The following is a 19056-nucleotide window of genomic DNA, read 5'->3' on the forward strand; positions in this document are numbered from 1 at the left end:
CCGAGGGAAGACCCGCACGATGAAGGGCTGGAAGCTGTTCGCACCCCTGCTGCTCCTGGTAATCATCTCCATCACCCTGTACCTGCGTCTGCACACCCAGCCCTTGCTGCTGCAAGGCGAGGCGGACGCCACCGAAGTCATAGTCGCCTCCAAGGCCAAGGGCCGCGTCGAGACGTTGCATGTGCGGCGTGGCGACGACGTGCAGAAGGGCCAGCTGTTGATAAGCCTGAGTAGCCCGGAGCTGCAGGCCCAGCTGGACTCCCTGCGCGCCGGGCGCAGCCAGGCCCAGGCGCAGCTCGACGAATCCCTGCACGGCACCCGCGAGGAAACCCTGCGCGCCCTCCAGGCCAGCCTGCAGCAGGCCCAGGCCGAGCTGCGCAACGCCGAGCTGGACTTCCAGCGCAACGAGGAACTGGCCGGCCGCGGCTTCGTCTCCCAGGCCCAGCTCGACACCACCCGGCGCGCCCGCGACGTGGCGCGCAACCAGGTGGCCGAGGCCCAGGCCAACCTCGACCAGGGCCAGCGCGGCGACCGCGAGGAAGTGCGCCAGGCGCTGCAGGCCGCGGTGCGCCGCGCCGACGCGCAGATCGCCGAACTGCAGGCGCAGACCGACGACCTGGCCGTGCTCGCCCCGGTGGACGGCGAGGTCGGGCCGATCCCGGCGGAGGAGGGCGAGCTGATCAACGCCTACAGCCCGCTGCTGACCCTGGTGCGGCTGTCCGACAGCTACCTGGTGTTCAACCTGCGCGAGGACATCCTCGCCAAGGTGCGCAAGGGCGACAAGGTGAAGCTGCGCATCCCGGCGCTGGGAGACGCCGAGGTGGAGGCCGAGGTGCGCTACATCGCCCCGCTGGGCGACTTCGCCACCAAGCGCGCCACCCGCGCCACCGGCGACTTCGACCTGAAGACCTTCGAGGTCCGCCTGTACCCGCTGCAAGCGGTGCAGGGCCTGCGTCCGGGGATGAGCGCGCTGTGGCAATGGCAGCAATAAGGCGCAACCTGCAGCGCTTCGCCCAGGCGTTCAACACCGAGACGCGCATCGCCGTGCGCAGCTGGACCATCCACTGGCTCGGCTGGCTATGGCCGCTGCTGCTGTTCACCCTGATCAGCGGCATCTACCAGGCCGGCACCCTGCTGGACATGCCGGTGGCCGTGGTCGACGCCGACCACAGCCACCTGTCGCGGCGCGTGGTGCGCGAACTGGACGCCGGTTCCCACGCCCAGGTCGAGGTGCTCGGCGGCGGCCTGCAGGAAGGCCTGCGGCGCCTGCGCGCGGCCGACGACTACGCGCTGCTGTACATCCCCCGCGACTTCGAGGCCGACGCCCTGGCCGGGCGCCAGCCGCGCGCGGTGCTCTACTACAACTCGCTGTTCTATTCCGCCGGCTTCTATTCCACCCAGGACTTCAGCGGCCTGGTCGCCGGCGTCAACCAGGACCTGCGCCCCTACCTGGCCGCCGGCGCGGGCGCCCCGCTGCCGAAGCTGGCGAGCATCAGCGTGGCCTACGAGAGCCTGTTCAACGCCAGCGGCAACTACATCTACTACCAGCAGTTCGCCGCCATCGTGCACCTGCTGCAGCTGTTCGTGATAGTCGCCACCGTCCACGTGCTGGCCCGCGAGGCCCCGGAACTGCGCGCCTCCTCGCCGCACATCCTGCGCGCCCGGGCGCTGGGCGTGCGCCTGCTGGGCAAGCTGGCGCCCTACACCCTACTGTTCAGCGCGCTGCTGATGCTGGAGCTGTTCCTGCTGGTGACGCTCAACGGCGCGAAGATCAACGGCAGCCCGCTGTGGATGCTGGCGATCACCGTGTGCTACGTGATGGCCGCGCAGAGCGTCGGCCTGGTGTTGTTCATCTTCACCGCCAACCGCTTCAGCGCCTACTCGCTGATCGGCCTGCTGATCGGCGTGGCGCAGACCTATTCCGGGGTGCTGCTGCCGGACCTGGCGATGCCCGAGATCGCCCGCTTCATCAGCCTGGCCGAGCCGCTGACGCACACCCTGCACGGCCTGTTCGACCAGTTCCTGCGCCAGGCCCCGCCGGAGTCCGGGCTGTACGCCTGCTGCCGGCTGCTGGTCTACCCGCTGCTGGCCTACATGATCGCCAAGCTGCGCCTGCGCCGGCGCCTCGACCTGAGCCCGGCCTGAGGAGGCGCCATGGAGAACTTCTGGAGCGTCCTCAGGCAGACCCTGAAGAACATGCTGGGCAAGCCGCTGTGGCTGCTGACCGTGCTGTCGGTGGCGCTGACCACCTTGCCCTACGCCCACCGCACCATGGACGACCTGCCGGTGGCGGTGATCGACATGGACCACAGCGCCGCCTCCCGCGAGCTGATCCGCCTGCTCGACGCCGCGCCCAAGATCGCCGTGCGCAGCTACAGCGAGCTGCCCACGGCGCAGCACGACCTGGCCTGGCGCCGGCTGTTCGGCATCGTCATCCTCCCGGTGGACTTCGAAAAGCGCGTGCTGCGCGGCGAGGCGGTGAGCGTGCCGATCTTCGGCGACGCCACCAACCGCATGGCCAACGGGCAGATCCAGCAGGACATCAGCGCCACCTACAACGAGCTGACGCTGCGCTACAACGCCCACCTGCTGCTGCACAACGGCTTCAGCGCGAGCCAGGCCGAGGTGCTGCTGAGCCCGGTGGTGGGCCAGCTGACCGACCTGTTCAACCCCGGCACCAGCTTCGCCGCCATCGTCCTGCCGGGGCTGGTGACGCTGATCCTGCAGCACAGCCTGCTGCTGTCCTGCACCCGGGTGAACCTCAACCTGCGCGGCGGCACCCCGCGCTCGCTGCGCCAGCCGCCGTCCACGCGCTTCGGCCGCTACGCCGCGCAGCTGCTGATCTGGACGGTGCTGGCCATGCTCTTCTACGTGATCTGGCCGTGGATCATGGGCTACCGGCAGACCGCCTCGTTCTTCATGCTCATGGGCCTGGTGCTGCCCTTCCTGCTGGCGGTGATCGCCCTGAGCGAATTCCTCGCCGAGCTGCTGCCCTCGGAAGAGGCGGTGTACCTGACCATGACCTTCATCACCCTGCCGCTGTTCTACATGGCCGGCTTCACCTGGCCGCCCCAGGCCATGCCGCAGTGGGTGCAGTGGCTGGCCAACGGCATCCCCTCCACCTGGGCGATCCGCGCGGTGGTGGAGATGAACCAGATGAACCTGCCGCTCTCGGCGGTTTCCGACCGCATCCTGGTGCTGCTCGGCATGGCCGCCGCCTACGGCCTGCTGGGCACGCTGATCTACCAGTTCCGCAACTGGCGCTGGGACCAGCTCAAGGGTTGGTGAGCCCCGAAGCGCTCTTGCTCGCTCCTACGAGAAGCCGTGCCTGCCCGCGGGAGCGGATCTCGCTGTGGCCATGGCGATGGGTATCGCTTCGCTCGACCCATCCTACGGGGCTCCGATCCTGACCGTGGAGCCGGGCATGGGCTTGGGTGTATCGGCGGATAACCGCGAACGGTTATTCGCCCTACGCCATGGCTGGGTGTTGCGTAGGGCGCATAACGCCTACGGCGTTATCCGCCGTTTGACCTTGGCCCCCGGCCGCTGCGGATTCGAACCCGGAGCTCAGGCATCGCGCCCCTTGCGCCGGTTCTTGTAGCTGCCGCGAATATTCATCGCCGCCAGGCACAGTTGCAGCAGCACCAGGGCGTAGGCCTTGGCCGGCAGGCCCCAGGCTATCCACAGGGCGTTGCTGGCCAGGAAGGTCCAGAAGCCGAGCTTGCGCCGCCGGCGCTCGCGGGAGCCGACCAGCCAGGCGGCCAGTACCGTGACCAGCATCGCCGGCCATTGCAGCAGGTCGAGGAGTTCGTGCATGGGGCGGTTTCCCGCGGCTGTCGTCCTGACTTCAGACCAACCCGGGCGCCGCGAAGTGCGGTCGGACTGCGTAGCCGTCGAGCAGCGCCTGCACCTTGTCGGCGTCCAGCTCGCCGTTGAAGGGCACGCCCAGGGCCTGGCGGTGGATGCCGGTGGCGGCCAGCCAGAGGGTGTCGATGCGCGCGGCCAGGGCGCCGGGCACGTCGGTCACCAGGGAGTCGCCGACGAACAGGATGTTCTGCGCCCCGCGCGCCTGCAGCTGCCGCTCGGCGATGCGGAAGGCCGCCGGGTCCGGCTTGCCGAACCAGCGCACCTGGCCGCCTTCCTCGGCGAAGGCTTCGGCCAGGCGGCCGGCGCCGAACACCGTGCGCCCGGCGGAGACCACCACGCGGTCCGGGTTGGCGCAGAGGAAGGGCAGGTCCAGCGCGTGGCGCAGCGGTTCGAAACGCGCCTCCAGCTCGTCCTGGGGGAAGCTGCCGACGCCGAGGATCAGCGTGGCCTTGTGGATATCCGTGCCGAAGCGCTCGCGGATGTGCGCAGGCCAGGTGCCCAGGGCGTCGGCCACGCCGGCGATGCAGATGCCGCCGCGCTGCAGCTGGGTGTCGTGCTCGATGGCGTCGATGGCCAGTTGCCCGGAGGTGGTGATGCCCGCGTACAGCTCCCGCGGCACGCCCAGGCTTTCCAGGGTGTCGGCCATTTCCACGACGCTGCGCGAGGCGTTGCTGAGGAACCACACCGGGCGGCCCTCGGCGGCGCGGCGGCGGAGCCAGGCGAGGGCGCCGGGGAACGCCTCGGCGCCGTCGATCAACACGCCCCAGAGGTCGAGGAGGAAGCCGTCGTAGCCGGCGCAGAAGGTATCCAGGCCGGCGTGGTCGATGAGGCGGGTGTGGGTGACGGCGCTGAAGCGTGGGGAGGTCATGGCAAGCCTGTCGCGGGGAAAGGCTCCAGCCTAGCGCACCGCGGGCAGGCGGGTGAATGCTTTCAGCTGGCCGGGCGGGCCTGGGCGACGCTCTCCGGCGCCGGGGCCACCGGCACCTCCACCAGACCGCGCAGGTGGCACAGGCTGAACGGGCTGGGGCTGCAGCGGCCCTCGGCCATGGCCTGGCGGATGGCGTCGACGTCGGCGTTCTGCACGTAGTGGATGGCGTCGGCCATGTCGTCGGCGCTGCCGAAGCCGCCCTCGCGCATTTCCTTGAGCGCGTCTTCCTTGCTCCAGCCCTGGACCACCGTGCGGTACATGGCGGAGAACAGCCCGGTGCGGTCGCTGCCGTGCTTGCAGTGCATCAGCACCGGGCCCTGTTGCTGGGCGGCCTGCAGCAGGTTGAGCACGCGGATGACGTCGGCGTCGTCGACGCGGTCGGCGTGGGTCGGGAAGCTGAGGATCTGCAGCGGTGCGGCGCCGGTCCAGGCCTTGTCGTCGTCCTTGATGAAGCTCAGCACCGTGTGTACGCCGAGCCGTTGCAGCAGCGGCAGGTCCTGGCCGTCGGGCAGGGCGCTGCGGTAGAGGCTGGGCGACATGCGATAGAGGTTGAACGACTTGTCCACCGGCTGCGCCCAGGCGGCGGGGCGCTCGTCGGCATGGGCCGCTGCGGTGACCAGGGCGAGGGCGAGCAGACAATGGCGCAGGACGGAAAAGGGCAGGGCGGGGCGCATGGGGGCCTCCTGGCTGGCGGAGCGCAGACAGTAGGCGGCGGGCGATAAAGCCCGGATGAAAAGATTGTGAAAAAAGCGTGAAGACGCCCCGCGGCGATCAGCGGGGCAGGAAGCGCGCCTGCACCGGCGGGCGGAAGAACCACCAGGCGGCCAGCGGGTAGACCAGGTAATTCACCAGGTACAGCAGCAGCGCGGCGTGGCTCGGCGGGTTGCGCCAGGCGGCCAGGGCCACCAGCGCCAGGTACAGCAGGGCCAGGCCGGCGGCGTAGAAGCCGAGCAGGCGCCAGCGCTCGCCGACGCTGGGCAGGCGCCCCACGCGGCGGGCGAAGAAGAACGCCATGCCGGCGCCGATGGCCAGCGCCACCAGCAGGTTCACCGGCACCAGGCCGTAGCGCAGCAGGGTGCGCAGCAGCACGTTGAGGACCATGGCGACGAGGATGCCGGCGAGGGCGTAGTAGCGGGTGCGGATGGGCATGGCTAGAGGCTCCCGTCCAGGCCGAAGCGTTTCTTCAGGGCCTTGTCCAGCAGGCCGCTGGGCAGCCAGCGGGCCAGCAGCGGCAAGGCGCGGCTGCCGTGGCCGACGCGCAGCAGGCGCGGGCGTGGCTGGCGCTGCACGGCGGCGAGCAACTGGCGGGCCAGTTCGGCGGCCGGGGTGGGTTTGTCCTGGGAGGCGCCGGCGCGGGCGCGGATGAACTCGCGCAGCGGCCACCAGGGCGAGCGGTCGTCCACCAGCGCCTGCCAGGTGCGCCCGGCGTTGGCGCCGAAGCTGGAGGCGATGGCGCCGGGCTGCACCTCCAGCACCCCGATGCCGAAGGGCGCCAGCTCCAGGCGCAGCGCCTCGTTGAGCGCGTGCAGCGCGGCCTTGGAGGCGCAGTAGGCGCCGGCGAAGGGGGTGACCAGCACGCCGGAGACGCTGCCGATGTTCACCACCAGCCCACGGCGTTCGCGCAGCAGCCCGAAGCAGGCACGGGTCAGCTCGACCACGGCGAAGACGTTGGTCTCGAACTGCCGGCGCAGGGCTTCGGCGCCGCCGTCCAGCAGCGGGCCCATGGCGCCGTAGCCGGCGTTGTTGACCAGCACGTCCAGGCCGCCGGCCTCGCGCTGCAGCTGCTCGGCCAGGCGGGCGATGGCGGCGCCGTCGTCGACGTCCAGCCGCACGCCGCGGAAACCGGCCTGGCCCAGGGCGGCCACGTCTTCGTCGCGCCGGGCGGTGGCCCAGACGCTGTAGCCGGCGCCCTGGAAGGCCTCGGCCAGGGCGCGGCCGATGCCGCTGGAGCAGCCGGTGATGAGGGCGACGGGTTGGGGCATGGCGGCTTTCCTTGGCGTGGGCGCGTGGGTGTTCGGCGCCTACCCTAGCCGATTGCGCCGCGCGGGTGAACTCAGTCGCCGAAGCGCCCTTCGATGCGCTCGGCGCGGAACTCCAGGGTGCTGGCGCGGTAGCCCGGGCGCAGCGCCGGCAGCGGCAGGCAGTCGCTCCAGGCATCGCCGCCGAGCAGCGCGCCGGGGCCGCGGTAGCGCGGCGCCTCGTAGAGGTTCTCGGCCAGGTCGGTGGTGTCGCCGGGGCGGTAGGCGGCGACCTTCCAGCGCAGTTCCAGCAGCGGCGCGTCGCTGCCGTTCTTCAGGTCGACGCGCAGCGGTCGGTCGGCCGGGCACAGCGTCGGCGCGTAGCGGATGCGCAGTTCCAGGCGCTCCAGGCGGCGCTGGTCGAGGCTGTCCTGCCAGATCGCCAGGGCCATCACCAGGCCCAGGCCGACCAGGGCCGCGGCCGAGATCGGCAGCGCGCGGGCGGGGTAGCGCAGCAGCAGGATGATCCAGGTAACGATGAGGAGGATGCCGAAGAACATGGATGCGTCCGGGATGGGCCTGGGGCAGCAGCCTAGCAAATCCGTCGCTTCTGGAACGACTTCGACGGATGGCCACGACCTGGGTCAAGATTGTGCTCGAATCTGGTGCGTCGGACGCTGCGCTGCATCTGCGGAATCCGCATAATGCACATTTGAGCAGGCACGCGGCGGCATATTTCCCCTGGGAAGTGTGCATTCTGAACATTCATCGATGTTCGTCATGCTCAAAGGTTTCCGCGTCGTTACCCGTCGGCTTTTCCGGCCCGCTCCTTGCTCCAGGCCGACAGACATCCAACCCACCTCGCGGAGACATCCATGAGTTCCCCCAGTGAATTCCCCCTGAGCGCCACGCCCAGGGAAGGGCGCAAAGGGCTGCTGCCCATTGCCATGGTCCTGTTCAGCTTCACCTTCTTCACCGGCACCATGTTCGCCGGCGGCAAGATCGGCATGGCCTTCGACTTCGTCGACATGCTCTGGGTCGCCGTCGTCGGCAACACGCTGCTGGCCGTCTACGCCGCCGCCCTGGGCCTGATCGCCTCGCGCAGCGGGCTGAACACCGTGCTCATGGGGCGCTTCTGCTTCGGCGAGCGCGGCAGCAAGCTGTCGGACTTCCTCCTCGGCTTCGCCGAGCTGGGCTGGTACGCCTGGGGCACCGCCACCGTGGCCATCGTGCTGGTGAAGATGCTGGCCCTGCCGGGCTGGCTGACCATCCCGCTGATGGTGCTGTTCGGCCTGGGCTTCAGCATCACCGCGATCATCGGCTTCAAGGGCCTGGACCTGCTGTCGCGGGTGTCGGTGCCGCTGATGTTCGTGCTGCTGGTGGCCTCCATGGTCATCGCCACCCGCCAGGCCGGCGGCTGGGCCGGGCTGCTGGCGGTGCAGCCGAGCACCGGCATGACCTTCTCGGCCGCCGTGACCATGGTCTTCGGCACCTTCGCCAGCGGCGCCACCCAGGCCACCAACTGGACGCGCATGGCGCGCAGCGGGCGCATCGCCGTGGCCGCCAGCGTCATCAGCTTCCTCGTCGGCAACGGCCTGATGATCGTCGCCGGGGCCTGGTGCGCCATCGTCTACCAGAACGCCGACATCGTCGAAGTCATGGTCCTGCAGGGCCTGTCGTTCGCCGCGGTGATCATGCTCTGCCTGAACCTGTGGACCATCCAGGGCCCGACCATCTACAACGTCTCCGCCGCCGCCTGCCACCTGGTGCGCAGCGAGCGCCGGCGCAGCATGACGCTGCTCGCCGCGGGCGTGGGCATCGTCCTGGCCATCGGCGGCATGTACGAGTGGCTGATTCCCTTCCTGGTGCTGCTGGGCTCGATCATCCCGCCGCTGGGCGGGGTGATCATGGCCGACTTCTGGCACCGCCACCGCGGCAACTACCCGGCGCTGGTCGGCCCGCACATCCCGGCGTTCAACGTCGCCGGGCTGCTGTCCTATGCCGTGGGCGCGGCGCTGGCCTATGCCTCGCCGTGGATAGCCCCGCTGGTGGGCATCGGCGCCTCGGCGGCCTGCTACATCGTGCTCGGCGAGATCGCCCGCGCCCGCGCCGGCGTGGCCGAGCCGCGCGCCTGAACCCATTCATGGCGCTGCGCATTCGGCATCCGCGCAGCGCCCAGCCTGAGGAGCCAACCCAATGAAGATCGTCAACGCCAAGCTGCGCAAGCAAACCGGCCTGTTCACCATCCGCTGCGCGGGCGAGACCATCGCCGAGGTGCTGCCCCAGGCGGCCAGCGTCGCCGCCACCGGCGATGACCTCGACGCCGCCGGGCAACTGGTGATCGCGCCGCTGGTGGAGCCGCATATCCACCTCGACGCCACCCTCACCGCCGGCGAGCCGCAGTGGAACATGAGCGGCACCCTGTTCGAGGGCATCGAGCGCTGGGCGCAGCGCAAGGAAACCATCACGCACGAAGACACCAAGGCCCGCGCCCACACCACCATCCGCATGCTGGCCGCCCACGGCATCCAGCACGTGCGCACCCACGTGGACGTCACCGATCCCACGCTGGCCGCGCTCAAGGCCATGCTGGAGGTGAAGGAAGAGGCGAAGCACCTGGTGGACCTGCAGATCGTCGCCTTCCCGCAGGAGGGCATCGAGTCCTACGAGGGCGGCCGCGGGCTGATGGAAGAGGCGATCCGCCTGGGCGCGGACGTGGTCGGTGGCATCCCGCATTTCGAGAACACCCGCGAGCAGGGCGTCAGTTCGATCAAGTTCCTCATGGACCTGGCCGAGCGCACTGGCTGTCTGGTGGACGTGCACTGCGACGAGACCGACGATCCCAATTCGCGCTTCCTCGAAGTACTGGCCGAAGAGGCGCGGGTGCGCGGCATGGGGGCGCGCGTCACTGCCAGCCATACCACGGCCATGGGCTCCTACGACAATGCCTATTGCTCGAAGCTGTTCCGCCTGCTCAAGCGTTCGGGCATCAGCTTCGTCTCCTGCCCGACCGAGAGCATCCACCTGCAGGGCCGCTTCGACAGCTTCCCGAAACGCCGCGGCGTGACCCGCGTGGCCGAGATCGACCGCGCCGGGATGAACGTGTGCTTCGGCCAGGATTCGATCAAGGACCCGTGGTACCCGCTGGGCAACGGCAACATCCTGCGCGTGCTCGACGCCGGCCTGCACATCTGCCACATGATGGGCTTCGAGGACCTGCAGCGCAGCCTCGACCTGGTCACCGACAACAGCGCCCGCGCGCTGAACCTGGGCGAGCGTTACGGCATCGCCGCCGGCCGCCCGGCCAACCTGCTGGTGCTGGGCGTGGACAGCGACTACGAGGCGGTGCGCCAGCAGACCAAGGCGCTGTATTCCATCCGCCACGGCCGTGTACTGATGCGCCGCGCGCCGGAGAGCGTGGAACTGCTCGAAGGCTGATACCTGTAGGCGCGGGCCCTGCCCGCGATTCGCGCGCAGGGCGCGCTCCTACAGGGGAATGGCGCGTGTGGGGCGGCGTAGCGGGTCCTGTCCGCGATCCGCGCCGGGACGTCCAGCTATCGCGGACAAGGTCCGCTCCTACGGGGGAGGAGGAATACCGTGCTCCCCGGCAACCTGTAGGAGCGGGCCCTGCCCGCGATTTCGCGCGCAGGGCGCGCTCCTACAGGGGAATGGCGCGGGTGGGGTTGCGTAGCGGATCTCATCCGCGAATCGTGCCGGTATGTCCGGCTATCGCGGACAAGGTCCTACGGTTAGGAATGCCATGTCTCCAGGCAACCTGTAGGAGCGGGCCCTGCCCGCGATTCGCGCGCAGGGCGCGCTCCTACATGGGAATGACGTGGGTGGGGCGGCGTAGCGGATCTTATCCGCGATCCGCGCCGATACGCCCGGCTATCGCGGACAAGGTCCTACGTCCGTGCTTCCCGGGAACCGTTGGCGTTATACCCTCCGGGGGGCCCCGCGCACAAAGAAAAACCCCCAGGCACAAGGCCTGGGGGTGATTGGCATCGATGGGGGAGACGCCGTCCTTCAACTAGCGAGCGGCTACCTGTGCGCGGATGCCGCTCTCTTCGGTTCGACCGTAGACGTCCTCCAGACGTTCGATGTCGTCTTCGCCCAGGTAGCTGCCGGACTGCACTTCGATGATTTCCAGCGGGATCTTGCCGGGGTTGGCCAGGCGGTGCACCGAGGCGATGGGGATGTAGGTGGACTGGTTCTCGGTGAGCAGGAACACCTTGTCGTCGCAGGTCACCTGGGCGGTGCCGCTGACCACGATCCAGTGCTCGGCGCGGTGGTGGTGCATCTGCAGCGAGAGCTGCGCGCCGGGCTTGACGGTGATGTGCTTGACCTGGAAGCGGCCGCCCATGTCCACCGAGTCGTAGCTGCCCCAGGGGCGGTACACGGCGCAGTGGTTCTGGGTTTCGCTGCGGCCGGCGGCGTCCAGTTCGTTGACCACCTTCTTCACGTCCTGCACGCGGTCGCGGTGGGCGATCATCATGGCGTCCTTGGTTTCCACCACGACGATGTCGTCCAGGCCGACCACCGAGACCAGCTTGCCGTTGCCGTGCACCAGGCAGTTGCGGCTGTCGTGCACCAGCACGTCGCCCTTGGTGACGTTGCCGTTGGCGTCCTTGTCGTGCACTTCCCAGATCGACGACCAGCTGCCGACGTCGTTCCAGCCGGCGGCCAGGGGCACCACGCAGGCGCGCTGGGTCTTTTCCATCACCGCGTAGTCGATGGAGTTGTCCGGGCAGCACTCGAAGGTGGCCGGGTCGATGTTGACCACCTCGCCCTCGTGCTGGCTGCGTTCCAGGGCCAGCAGGCAGGTGTCGTAGATGTCGGCATCGTGGCGCTTGAGTTCTTCCAGGAAGCGGCTGGCGCGGAACAGGAACATGCCGCTGTTCCAGTAGTGCCCGCCTTCCTCGACGAACTGGCGGGCGCGGGCCTCGTCGGGTTTCTCGATGAAGCGCTCGACCCGCGAGACGCCGCCGGGCAGCTTGTCGTCGGCGTTGGCGCGGATGTAGCCGTAGCCGGTTTCCGGGCGGCTGGCGGGTACGCCGAAGAGCACCATCTCGCCCTTCTCGGCGGCCACGGTGGCCAGGGCCAGGGCGCGCTGGAAGGCGCGCGGGTCTTCCAGCACGTGGTCGGCCGGCAGCACCAGCAGCAGTTCGTCGCGGCCCTCGGCGACCAGCTTCATGGCGGCGATGGCCACGGCCGGGGCGGTGTTGCGGCCGAAGGGTTCGAGCAGGATGCCCTGGGTCTTGAGTTTCAGTTGTTCGAGCTGTTCCTGGAGGATGAAGCGGTGTTCCTTGTTGCTCACCACCAGCGGCGGCTCCATGCCTTCGAAGGCCAGACGCTCGAGGGTCTGCTGGAACAGCGTGTGCTCGCCGGCCAGGGCCAGGAACTGCTTGGGATACAGCTTGCGGGAAAGGGGCCAGAGTCGCGAGCCGCTACCACCGGAAAGAATGACGGGAATCATGTGGGGTTTCTCCTTAAAGCGTTCATGCGTTCTGTGGGGCGCTGGGCGCCGTTACCGTTTCGGGTGACCTCTCCGTGCGGGCCGTCTTGGCAGCTCGCTGGTTTTTTCTGCCGGTGTGGCCGGTCTTTTTGTGGTGTTCGTTTTGGTGATTGGGTGTGGGGGGTAAGAGCCCCTCTCCCCAGCCCTCTCCCTGAAGGGAGAGGGGGCTATCCGTGCAATCGGCGAGGACTGTGCCAACCGGCTGCTCCTTCACTGCCGGCGAGCGCCAGGGTTGCGCCTGATGCCGAACGGCCCCCTCTCCCTGAAGGGAGAGGGGGCTATCCGTGCGATCGGCGAGGACTGTGCCAACCGGCCGCTCCTTCACTGCCGGCGAGCGCCAGGGTTGCGCTTGATGCCGAACGGTCCCCTCTCCCTTCAGGGAGAGGGTTAGGGAGAGGGGGCGGGCTTCACGTCGGCACGTCATCGCCATCTAACTCAGTCCGCCTTCACCGGCCGCTTGACCCACACCGGCGACAGCTTGCCGCCCTCGCCAGTGACGTACAGGCACACCACCTCGCCGCGTTCCAGGGTGACGGGCTTGAGGTCGCTGACCTTCTTGCCGCCCTCGAACAGCGCCAGGTTCACCTTCACCGGGTTGATCTCGCGGTCGCCGTGGCTTTGCGGGGCGACGTTGCCGACCACTTCGGTCTTGCCGTCGGCGGTCTTCAGGGTCAGCGCCTGGCCGCTGAGGTTCTGCACCCGCACCAGGGCCTTCTGCTTGTTCTTGAAGGGCGGCTCGGGCACCAGCCTGGGCTGGCCGCCGGGCTGGCTGACCAGGGTGTAGTAGGCGTCCGGGTCGAGTTTCACCGGCAGGCTCTGGCTGCCGACCTTGGCGGTGTAGTTGCCCGGCGGGAGGAACTTGAAGTCGCTGGAGCCCAGGGGCGATACGTCGTTGAGCTGGGCGTTGCCGACGCTCACCGAGAGTTCGCTGTTGCCGGCGTTGTAGGCCCGCACGAAGGCCGAACCCTTGGGCGCCTGCGGGCCGTAGAGCGCGGCTTCGCCGGCGTGGGCGCCGAAGGCGGCCAGGCCCAGGGCCAGTGCCAGGGCGGGGGATTTCCAGCCGAGGGTCTTGGAACGAGTCATGGGGTGTACCTCCGTCTTCACTTTTTCATGGGGCGCGCTGGCGCCCTTGGCGTGGCGCTCAGTGCGCCGCGGTCAGGCCCGGCGGGTTGGCCGCCAGGCGTTCGTCACGGTTGCCGGCCGCGCGCAGCTGGGCCAGCCAGTCGGCATCGAACTGGCTGAGGTCGCTGTGCATCGGCAGGTAGCGTTCGGGGAATTCCCACACCAGCAGGCGCGGCGGCTTCTGCTGGAAGCCCGGGTCCTTGAGCAGTTCGAGCATGGGTTCGAGGGGGCCCTTGCCTTCCTTGGCGTAGTTGATCAGGTCGGTGGACAGCGCCTGCTTGAGGGCGCCGGCGAAGTTCCAGTGCGGGTTGGCGCTGTAGCTGGTGCCGACCAGGGCCACCTGCGGCTCGGCGCTGTCGCCGAACAGGTCGCCGCCGGCCGCGGCGTTGTCCTCGGCCGGGTGGGTCTGGCGCGCCTGCAACTGGTCCGGCGCCGGCAGCAGGTCGCTGAACAGCGGGTCCAGGGGCAGGAAGGTCAGCAGGTCGCCCTTGTGCGGCGTGGCCTTGCTGGCGTCGGTGATGAAGGTCTGCTGCGGCAGGTCGAGGTTCTGCCCCTCGCGGATGCTCTGGGCCAGGCGCTGGGCCACGGCCTCGGCGCCCAGCGGCGTCCAGTGGGTGTCGGTGCGCAGGAACACCTGGCCGTTGTCCTTGGCCTGCTCCAGGGTGTCCAGCAGCTTGGGCGCGGCCATGCCGGCCTGGCGCGCGCGCTGCAGGAACTCGTCGTAGAGGCCGACGTGCAACTGGGCCGGCTGTTCCTTGCCGATGTACTCGGGGTAGATGCGCGCCTTGGCCGGGATGATCGCCAGCACCAGCTTCACGCCGCGGCGCTCCAGCTCCTGCTGCACGCCGCGCACCAGGGCCCAGTTGTCGTCCAGCTGGGTCTGGCTGGGCGCCGGCTTGAATTCTTCGTCGGTGTACAGCCAGCCGTCCTTGCCGATCACCACGCCCGGGCGGCCTTCGTCGAACAGGGCGTAGTCCAGCGCGGCCCAGAGGTTGGTGCCCAGACGCTTGATGGGGAACTGGTCGTCGTAGTGGCCTTCGAAGGCGTGGGCCAGCTTGCCGTTGAGCACCGTGGTGCCCTCGGCGGCGGCGAAGCTGGGGAAGGCCTTCAGCGACCAGCCGGCCAGGCCCAGCAGTATCCCGCCGAAGGCGGCGACGTAGGCGTATTGCATGGATTTAGAGAGTGTCGGTTGCATGGTCCTGCCTCGCTCAGAACTGGAAGTAGAGGAAGGGCGAGTAGCTCTGCGCCGAGAGCTTCAGCACCGAGGCGGCGAACAGCGCCAGCAGGGCCGCGCGGGTGGCCAGCACGGGCAGCTGGGTGAGCCAGTGCGGGCGGTACACCGCCGCGCCGCTGCGCGAGTAGGCGATGGCCGCCGGGTCGTTCTCGGCGTCCTGCGGGCTGCGCGGCTGGGCGCTGGCCGGGCCGTCGGCGGCGACTTCGTCGGTCTTGGCCGCGGCCTTGGGCGCCTTGCTCTGCAACGGCTGGTTGTAGAACTGGCGCAGGCCGAAGACGGCCAGCACCACGTAGGCCACCACCAGGGTGCCCACCTGCAGGCCGGTGAGGCTGGCGCGGCTCTGCTCGGACAGGCTCCAGTCGCCGAAGCTGAACATGGCTTCGTACATGCGCCAGGCCACGTGCAGGTTCTCGGCGCGGAAGATCACCCAGCCGACGATCACCAGCAGGAAAGTGAAGGCCCATTTCAGCGGGTTGAGCACCCGCGGCGCGGCGTTCGCGCCCAGGGCGCGCTCGATGGCCAGCCATACGCCGTGCCAGGCGCCCCAGATGATGTAGGTGACGTTGGCGCCGTGCCACAGGCCGCCCAGGAGCATAGTCAGGATCAGGTTGCGGTAGGTCTGGAAGGTGCTGCCGCGGTTGCCGCCCAGGCTGATGTACAGGTAGTCGCGCAGCCAGGTGGACAGGCTGATGTGCCAGCGCCGCCAGAACTCGGTGATCGACTGGCTGATGTAGGGCTGGTTGAAGTTCTCCATGAAGCGGAAGCCCATCATCAGGCCCAGGCCGATGGCCATGTCGCTGTAGCCGGAGAAGTCGAAGTACAGCTGCGCGGTGTAGGCCAGGGCGCCCAGCCAGGCGTCGCCGGTGGTCGGGTCCTGCAGGGCGAAGCAGTGGTCGGCCAGGGCCGCCAGGGTGTCGGCGATGAACACCTTCTTGACGAAGCCCTGCATGAAGCGGGTGCAGCCTTCGGCGAACTTGTCCAGGGTGTGGGTGCGGTGGTTGAACTGGTCCACCAGGTCGCGGAAGCGCAGCACGGGGCCGGCGATCAGGTGCGGGAAGATCGCCACGAAGGCCGCGAAGTCGATGAGGTTGCGCGTGGCCGGGGTGTCGCCGCGGTACACGTCGATGATGTAGCTGATCGACTCGAAGGTGTAGAAGCTGATGCCGATGGGCAGCAGGATGTGCGTCAGCACGAAGGGCTGCATGCCGAACGAGGTGATGATCTGGTTGAGGCTGTCGACGCCGAAGTTGGCGTACTTGAAGTAGCCCAGCACGGCCAGGTCGACCACCACGCCGAGGATCAGCCAGCGTTTGGCCGCCAGGGTGCGCACGCCGGCGGCGCCGATGCGCAGGCCGATCCAGTAGTTGAACAGGGTCACGCCGGCGAACAGGGCGAGGAAGTCCACCCGCCACCAGGCGTAGAAGACGTAGCTGGCCACCAGCAACAGCAGGTTGCGGTAGCGGTTCCCGCTCAGGTAGTACAGGCCGAGGAAGATCGGCAGGAACAGGAACAGGAACACGTTGGAAGAAAAGACCATTGCCCGTCTCGCTCTGGAGCTTCGTACCCAGGGTGGCTCCAGCCCTTCCGGCGCCGCGTGGCGCGCAAGGAAAAGGCCGGTGTCACCCGCCAGTTCCTCCCCGTTTTGTCGCTAAGGTGGTGCGCCCGCCCGGCGTCTTGTGCGCTTGGGTCGGGGGTGGCTGGGCCCGTCTTCGTTGCGGGGTTCAGCCGGGTGTTTCGGTCTTGCGGGGAGGTTCTTGCCCTCTCCCTAACCCTCTCCCTGAAGGGAGAGGGGACTGTTCGGTGCAGGTGGAAACCGTTGTGTCAGCCGGCACGTGCCGGCCTGCCCCCCACTCCCATTGAGCGCATCAGCTCCCGCCGTTGCCGCGGTTGAACACCTTGGTCACATCCCCGCCGAGGCGGAAGCTGTTGAACGGCTCCATCTTCCTGCGCCAGTCCTGTGTCTTCGGCGCGCAGCTGTAGAGCGCGCAGTAGGGCTCCAGCCAGGCGAACTTGCTGTTTTCCTTCAGGTCGCTCATGTCCTGGTCGTTGCCGGTCCGGCGGTCGAAGTCCTGCTGGTCGTCCACCCCCTGCATCACCCTTTCGGCCAGGCGCTGCAGGGCACCGTTGTTCTCCTGACGCAGGTCCACGCCGTTGACCTGGGCGAAGGCGGCGATCATCGCCAGCGGCGGCAGGCTGTAGTTGTGGTAGGACAGGGCGCGCTGGCGGCGCTTGAGTTCGTTGGGCAGGTAGCCCTGGGCGTCGACCTGGCTGGCCGCCACCTTGAATTCGCGCACCGACCAGTCGAACAGGTCGCGGCGGTTGGTCACCACGGCGGTGGACATCACCGACCAGGCCGCCCAGTAGCTGTGGTTGTTGATCTTCTTCAGCGGCAGGTTGCTCCAGTCGCTGACCACCTGGGTGCCGAGCTTGCCGAACCACTGTTCGATCTGCGCCGCCTGCTGCGGGTAGGCCGCCAGCGGGCGGCTGCTGGAGAACTTCAGGCGCAGGTAGGACGAGGACAGGCTGCCCAGGGCCCATTTGCGCATGGACTTGCCGGTGTGGTTGAAGTCGGCGCTTTCCAGGGCGTCGGCCCGGGCCCAGGTGGTCAGCCAGTTCAGCGCGCAGTCCAGGTCGCCCTTGTGGCCGCTGCGCATGTATTGGGTGATCAGCTTGGTGGTGCCGCGCTCCATGTCGGTGATGTCCTTGATCTGCGCGCGGAACTTGCCTTCGGCGGCCACGTTGAGGGTGGCGCGCGCCGAGTCGGAGCCCTCGTACTTGCTGGTGAACTGCAGCGAGCCGGTGTAGGGCGTGGGCACTGCCGGGCAGCTGTCGGCGTCGCCCTTGCGCTCGCCGACCGCGGCGAAGTAGCCCGGCGGCGGCACCAGGTCGGCGGCCTGGCTGCTCTGCCCGTAGAGGGCTGCGAGGCTGCTCAGGGCCATGGCCGGCCACAGCAGGCGCAGGCCCTTGTTGCGGGAAAGTCGCTGGATGGACATGGATTACCTCCCGGCCACGGTACTGGCGGTGGCCTTGATCTGCGGGGTCTGGCACAGCTTCGCCTCGACCTCGAGGCCGGCCGGCATGTCGTCCGGCGCCTCGATCTCCAGGGAGAGGAACTGCTGGTCCGGCCAGTCCTCGTCGTTGCGCAGTTCGAAGACGTAGCGCCCGCCGGTGTCGACGGCCTTGGACTGCTCGATCTTCAGCTGCTCGCGGCGGCCGTTCATGTACCAGACGGTGTTCTTCAGCTCGTGGATGCCCGGGTCGCTGTAGGTGACGTCGGCGGTGTAGCTGCCGCTGCGGATCGGCAGCGCCGCGCTGTTGAGCAGCACCTCGTTGCGCCCGGCGTGCAGCTTGACCTTGCGGCTGAGCACGGCCTTCTGGTCGGCGCAGCCGTTGGCCACCAGGGGCATGGCCTGGCGGTAGAAGCTCTTCTGCGCCATGTCGTAGTGGGTGGCGAATTCCCAGACCAGGATCTTCGGCGGCTTGTCGTGGAATTCCTTGCTGGTCAGGTAGGCCAGCAGCGAGCTGTCGAAGCCGCCGCCGGAGACGGCGTTGTTGAGGATGTCGACCTTGCCGTACTGCTCCAGGAAGCCGACGAAGTTGTACGCCGGGCCGCTGTTGGAGGTGCCGACCACCGCCACCTGCGGGTCGCCGCCGTCGCCGAACAGGTCGCCGCCGCCGCTGTCGCCCACCGGCTCGGTCTCGAAGCGGTCGACGTACTGCGGCGCGTAGCTGCTGCCGCACAGTTGCGCGGCGGCCTTGTGGAAGGTGCCGAGCTTGGACAGCAGGCCGACGCGCTTGCTTTCGAATTCCTTCTTCGGGATGTCCGCATAGGCGGGCATCTGCTTCAGCGTCTCGGCGGCGATCTTCGCGCTGCGCATGGCGCCGTAGGGCGTCCAGTGGTGGTCGCCCTTGAAGTAGTAGGGGTGGGCTTCCTTCTCGTCGAACAGCGGCGAGAAGTCCGGGGTGTAGATGCCGGCCTCGCGGAACTTGGCGATGGTCGCCAGGTAGTTCTTCTTCGCCAGTTCGTAGTCGAACGAGGCCTTCTCCTCGGGGCTGAGCTTCTCGCGGTTGATCAGCCCGCGGGTGGGCTGGTAGACCACCATCAGCTCGACGCCGCGGCGCTCCAGTGCCTCACGCAGCGCCTTGAGTTCGCGCCAGCCCTCGGGCGTGGTGCCGAAGTCGGTGCGCAGGTCGTAGGTGGTGCGGAACAGCCAGTCTTCCTGGGCCGGCACCAGGTGGGTGAAGAAGCCCAGGTACTTGGTGTTGTAGGCCTTGTCGTCGGCCGCGGCCGGGCACAGGCCGGCGGCGGGCAGGGCGCTGTAGGTCGGCGCGCCGGCGTCGGCGGCGCCCGCAGCAAGAATACCGTGGGCCAGCAGCAGGCCGGCGGCGAGGCTCGACAGGCGCAGCAGACGATGGGGGCGGATGGTCATGG

At 68.7% G+C, this 19056-nt stretch carries 17 protein-coding genes; 5 read left to right on the forward strand and 12 right to left on the reverse strand.

What is annotated here, in order from left to right; translation table 11 throughout:
• Nucleotides 1-19 precede the first annotated feature (19 nt).
• Genes RN02_RS01190 through RN02_RS01200 form a run of 3 tightly spaced genes read left to right on the forward strand, consistent with a single transcriptional unit; the run spans nt 20 to nt 3288 of the window.
• Entirely contained in the window at nt 20-991 is a 972-nt protein-coding gene (locus tag RN02_RS01190; RefSeq protein WP_043312639.1) for an HlyD family secretion protein, read from the forward strand.
• Entirely contained in the window at nt 973-2145 is a 1173-nt protein-coding gene (locus RN02_RS01195; RefSeq protein ID WP_043312641.1) for an ABC transporter permease, read from the forward strand. The genes RN02_RS01190 and RN02_RS01195 overlap by 19 nt, the downstream gene beginning before the upstream one ends.
• A 9-nt stretch (nt 2146-2154) precedes the next feature.
• Complete coding sequence (locus RN02_RS01200) at nt 2155-3288, forward strand: ABC transporter permease (protein ID WP_043312643.1); 1134 nt, start codon at nt 2155-2157, stop codon at nt 3286-3288.
• 279 nt (nt 3289-3567) lie between these two features.
• Here RN02_RS01200 and RN02_RS01205 read toward each other — a convergent pair whose 3' ends face one another.
• From RN02_RS01205 to RN02_RS01230, 6 genes are all read right to left on the reverse strand, one after another.
• Complete coding sequence (locus RN02_RS01205) at nt 3568-3816, reverse strand: hypothetical protein (protein ID WP_009616070.1); 249 nt, start codon at nt 3814-3816, stop codon at nt 3568-3570.
• 31 nt (nt 3817-3847) lie between these two features.
• On the reverse strand, nt 3848-4735 hold the full coding sequence (locus RN02_RS01210) for a TIGR01459 family HAD-type hydrolase (RefSeq protein ID WP_052267620.1): 888 nt from the start codon (nt 4733-4735) through the stop codon (nt 3848-3850).
• A gap of 62 nt (nt 4736-4797) precedes the next feature.
• Nucleotides 4798-5469, reverse strand: a complete 672-nt coding sequence (locus RN02_RS01215) for a tyrosine-protein phosphatase (RefSeq protein WP_043312645.1) — start codon at nt 5467-5469, stop codon at nt 4798-4800.
• Nucleotides 5470-5566: 97 nt separating this feature from the next.
• Complete coding sequence (locus tag RN02_RS01220; protein ID WP_009616073.1) at nt 5567-5944, reverse strand: hypothetical protein; 378 nt, start codon at nt 5942-5944, stop codon at nt 5567-5569.
• Nucleotides 5945-5946: 2 nt separating this feature from the next.
• A complete protein-coding gene (locus tag RN02_RS01225; RefSeq protein WP_043312647.1) occupies nt 5947-6777 on the reverse strand; it encodes an SDR family oxidoreductase in 831 nt (276 codons plus the stop codon).
• A gap of 71 nt (nt 6778-6848) precedes the next feature.
• Nucleotides 6849-7313 (reverse strand): hypothetical protein, encoded by a 465-nt coding sequence (locus RN02_RS01230; protein ID WP_043312648.1) that lies wholly within the window; start codon nt 7311-7313, stop codon nt 6849-6851.
• Between the two features lie 315 nt (nt 7314-7628).
• On the opposite strand from RN02_RS01230, the gene codB reads away from it, so the two are divergent.
• Both codB and codA read left to right on the forward strand, forming a co-directional pair.
• Nucleotides 7629-8888 carry a cytosine permease gene (gene codB, locus RN02_RS01235; protein WP_009616076.1) on the forward strand — a complete coding sequence of 420 codons (1260 nt, stop codon included), beginning with the start codon at nt 7629-7631 and terminating at the stop codon, nt 8886-8888.
• Between the two features lie 61 nt (nt 8889-8949).
• Nucleotides 8950-10191, forward strand: a complete 1242-nt coding sequence (gene codA / locus RN02_RS01240) for a cytosine deaminase (RefSeq protein ID WP_009616077.1) — start codon at nt 8950-8952, stop codon at nt 10189-10191.
• Between the two features lie 592 nt (nt 10192-10783).
• On the opposite strand, the gene RN02_RS01245 is transcribed toward codA, so the two are convergent.
• The 6 genes from RN02_RS01245 to RN02_RS01270 form a co-directional block, all read right to left on the reverse strand.
• A complete protein-coding gene (locus RN02_RS01245; RefSeq protein ID WP_043312650.1) occupies nt 10784-12229 on the reverse strand; it encodes a mannose-1-phosphate guanylyltransferase/mannose-6-phosphate isomerase in 1446 nt (481 codons plus the stop codon).
• Nucleotides 12230-12703: 474 nt separating this feature from the next.
• A complete protein-coding gene (gene algF / locus RN02_RS01250; RefSeq protein ID WP_009616079.1) occupies nt 12704-13351 on the reverse strand; it encodes an alginate O-acetyltransferase AlgF in 648 nt (215 codons plus the stop codon).
• A gap of 58 nt (nt 13352-13409) precedes the next feature.
• Nucleotides 13410-14585 (reverse strand): alginate O-acetyltransferase, encoded by a 1176-nt coding sequence (locus RN02_RS01255; protein ID WP_043312651.1) that lies wholly within the window; start codon nt 14583-14585, stop codon nt 13410-13412.
• 13 nt (nt 14586-14598) lie between these two features.
• Complete coding sequence (locus RN02_RS01260; RefSeq protein WP_043312653.1) at nt 14599-16161, reverse strand: MBOAT family O-acyltransferase; 1563 nt, start codon at nt 16159-16161, stop codon at nt 14599-14601.
• Nucleotides 16162-16489: 328 nt separating this feature from the next.
• On the reverse strand, nt 16490-17563 hold the full coding sequence (locus RN02_RS01265) for a mannuronate-specific alginate lyase (RefSeq protein WP_152623708.1): 1074 nt from the start codon (nt 17561-17563) through the stop codon (nt 16490-16492).
• Between the two features lie 57 nt (nt 17564-17620).
• Nucleotides 17621-19054 carry an alginate O-acetyltransferase gene (locus RN02_RS01270; RefSeq protein ID WP_043312655.1) on the reverse strand — a complete coding sequence of 478 codons (1434 nt, stop codon included), beginning with the start codon at nt 19052-19054 and terminating at the stop codon, nt 17621-17623.
• Nucleotides 19055-19056 lie beyond the last annotated feature (2 nt).

Origin of the sequence: Pseudomonas sp. PI1 (assembly GCF_000812405.1) — a bacterium.
Taxonomy (GTDB): Bacteria; Pseudomonadota; Gammaproteobacteria; order Pseudomonadales; family Pseudomonadaceae; genus Pseudomonas; species Pseudomonas citronellolis.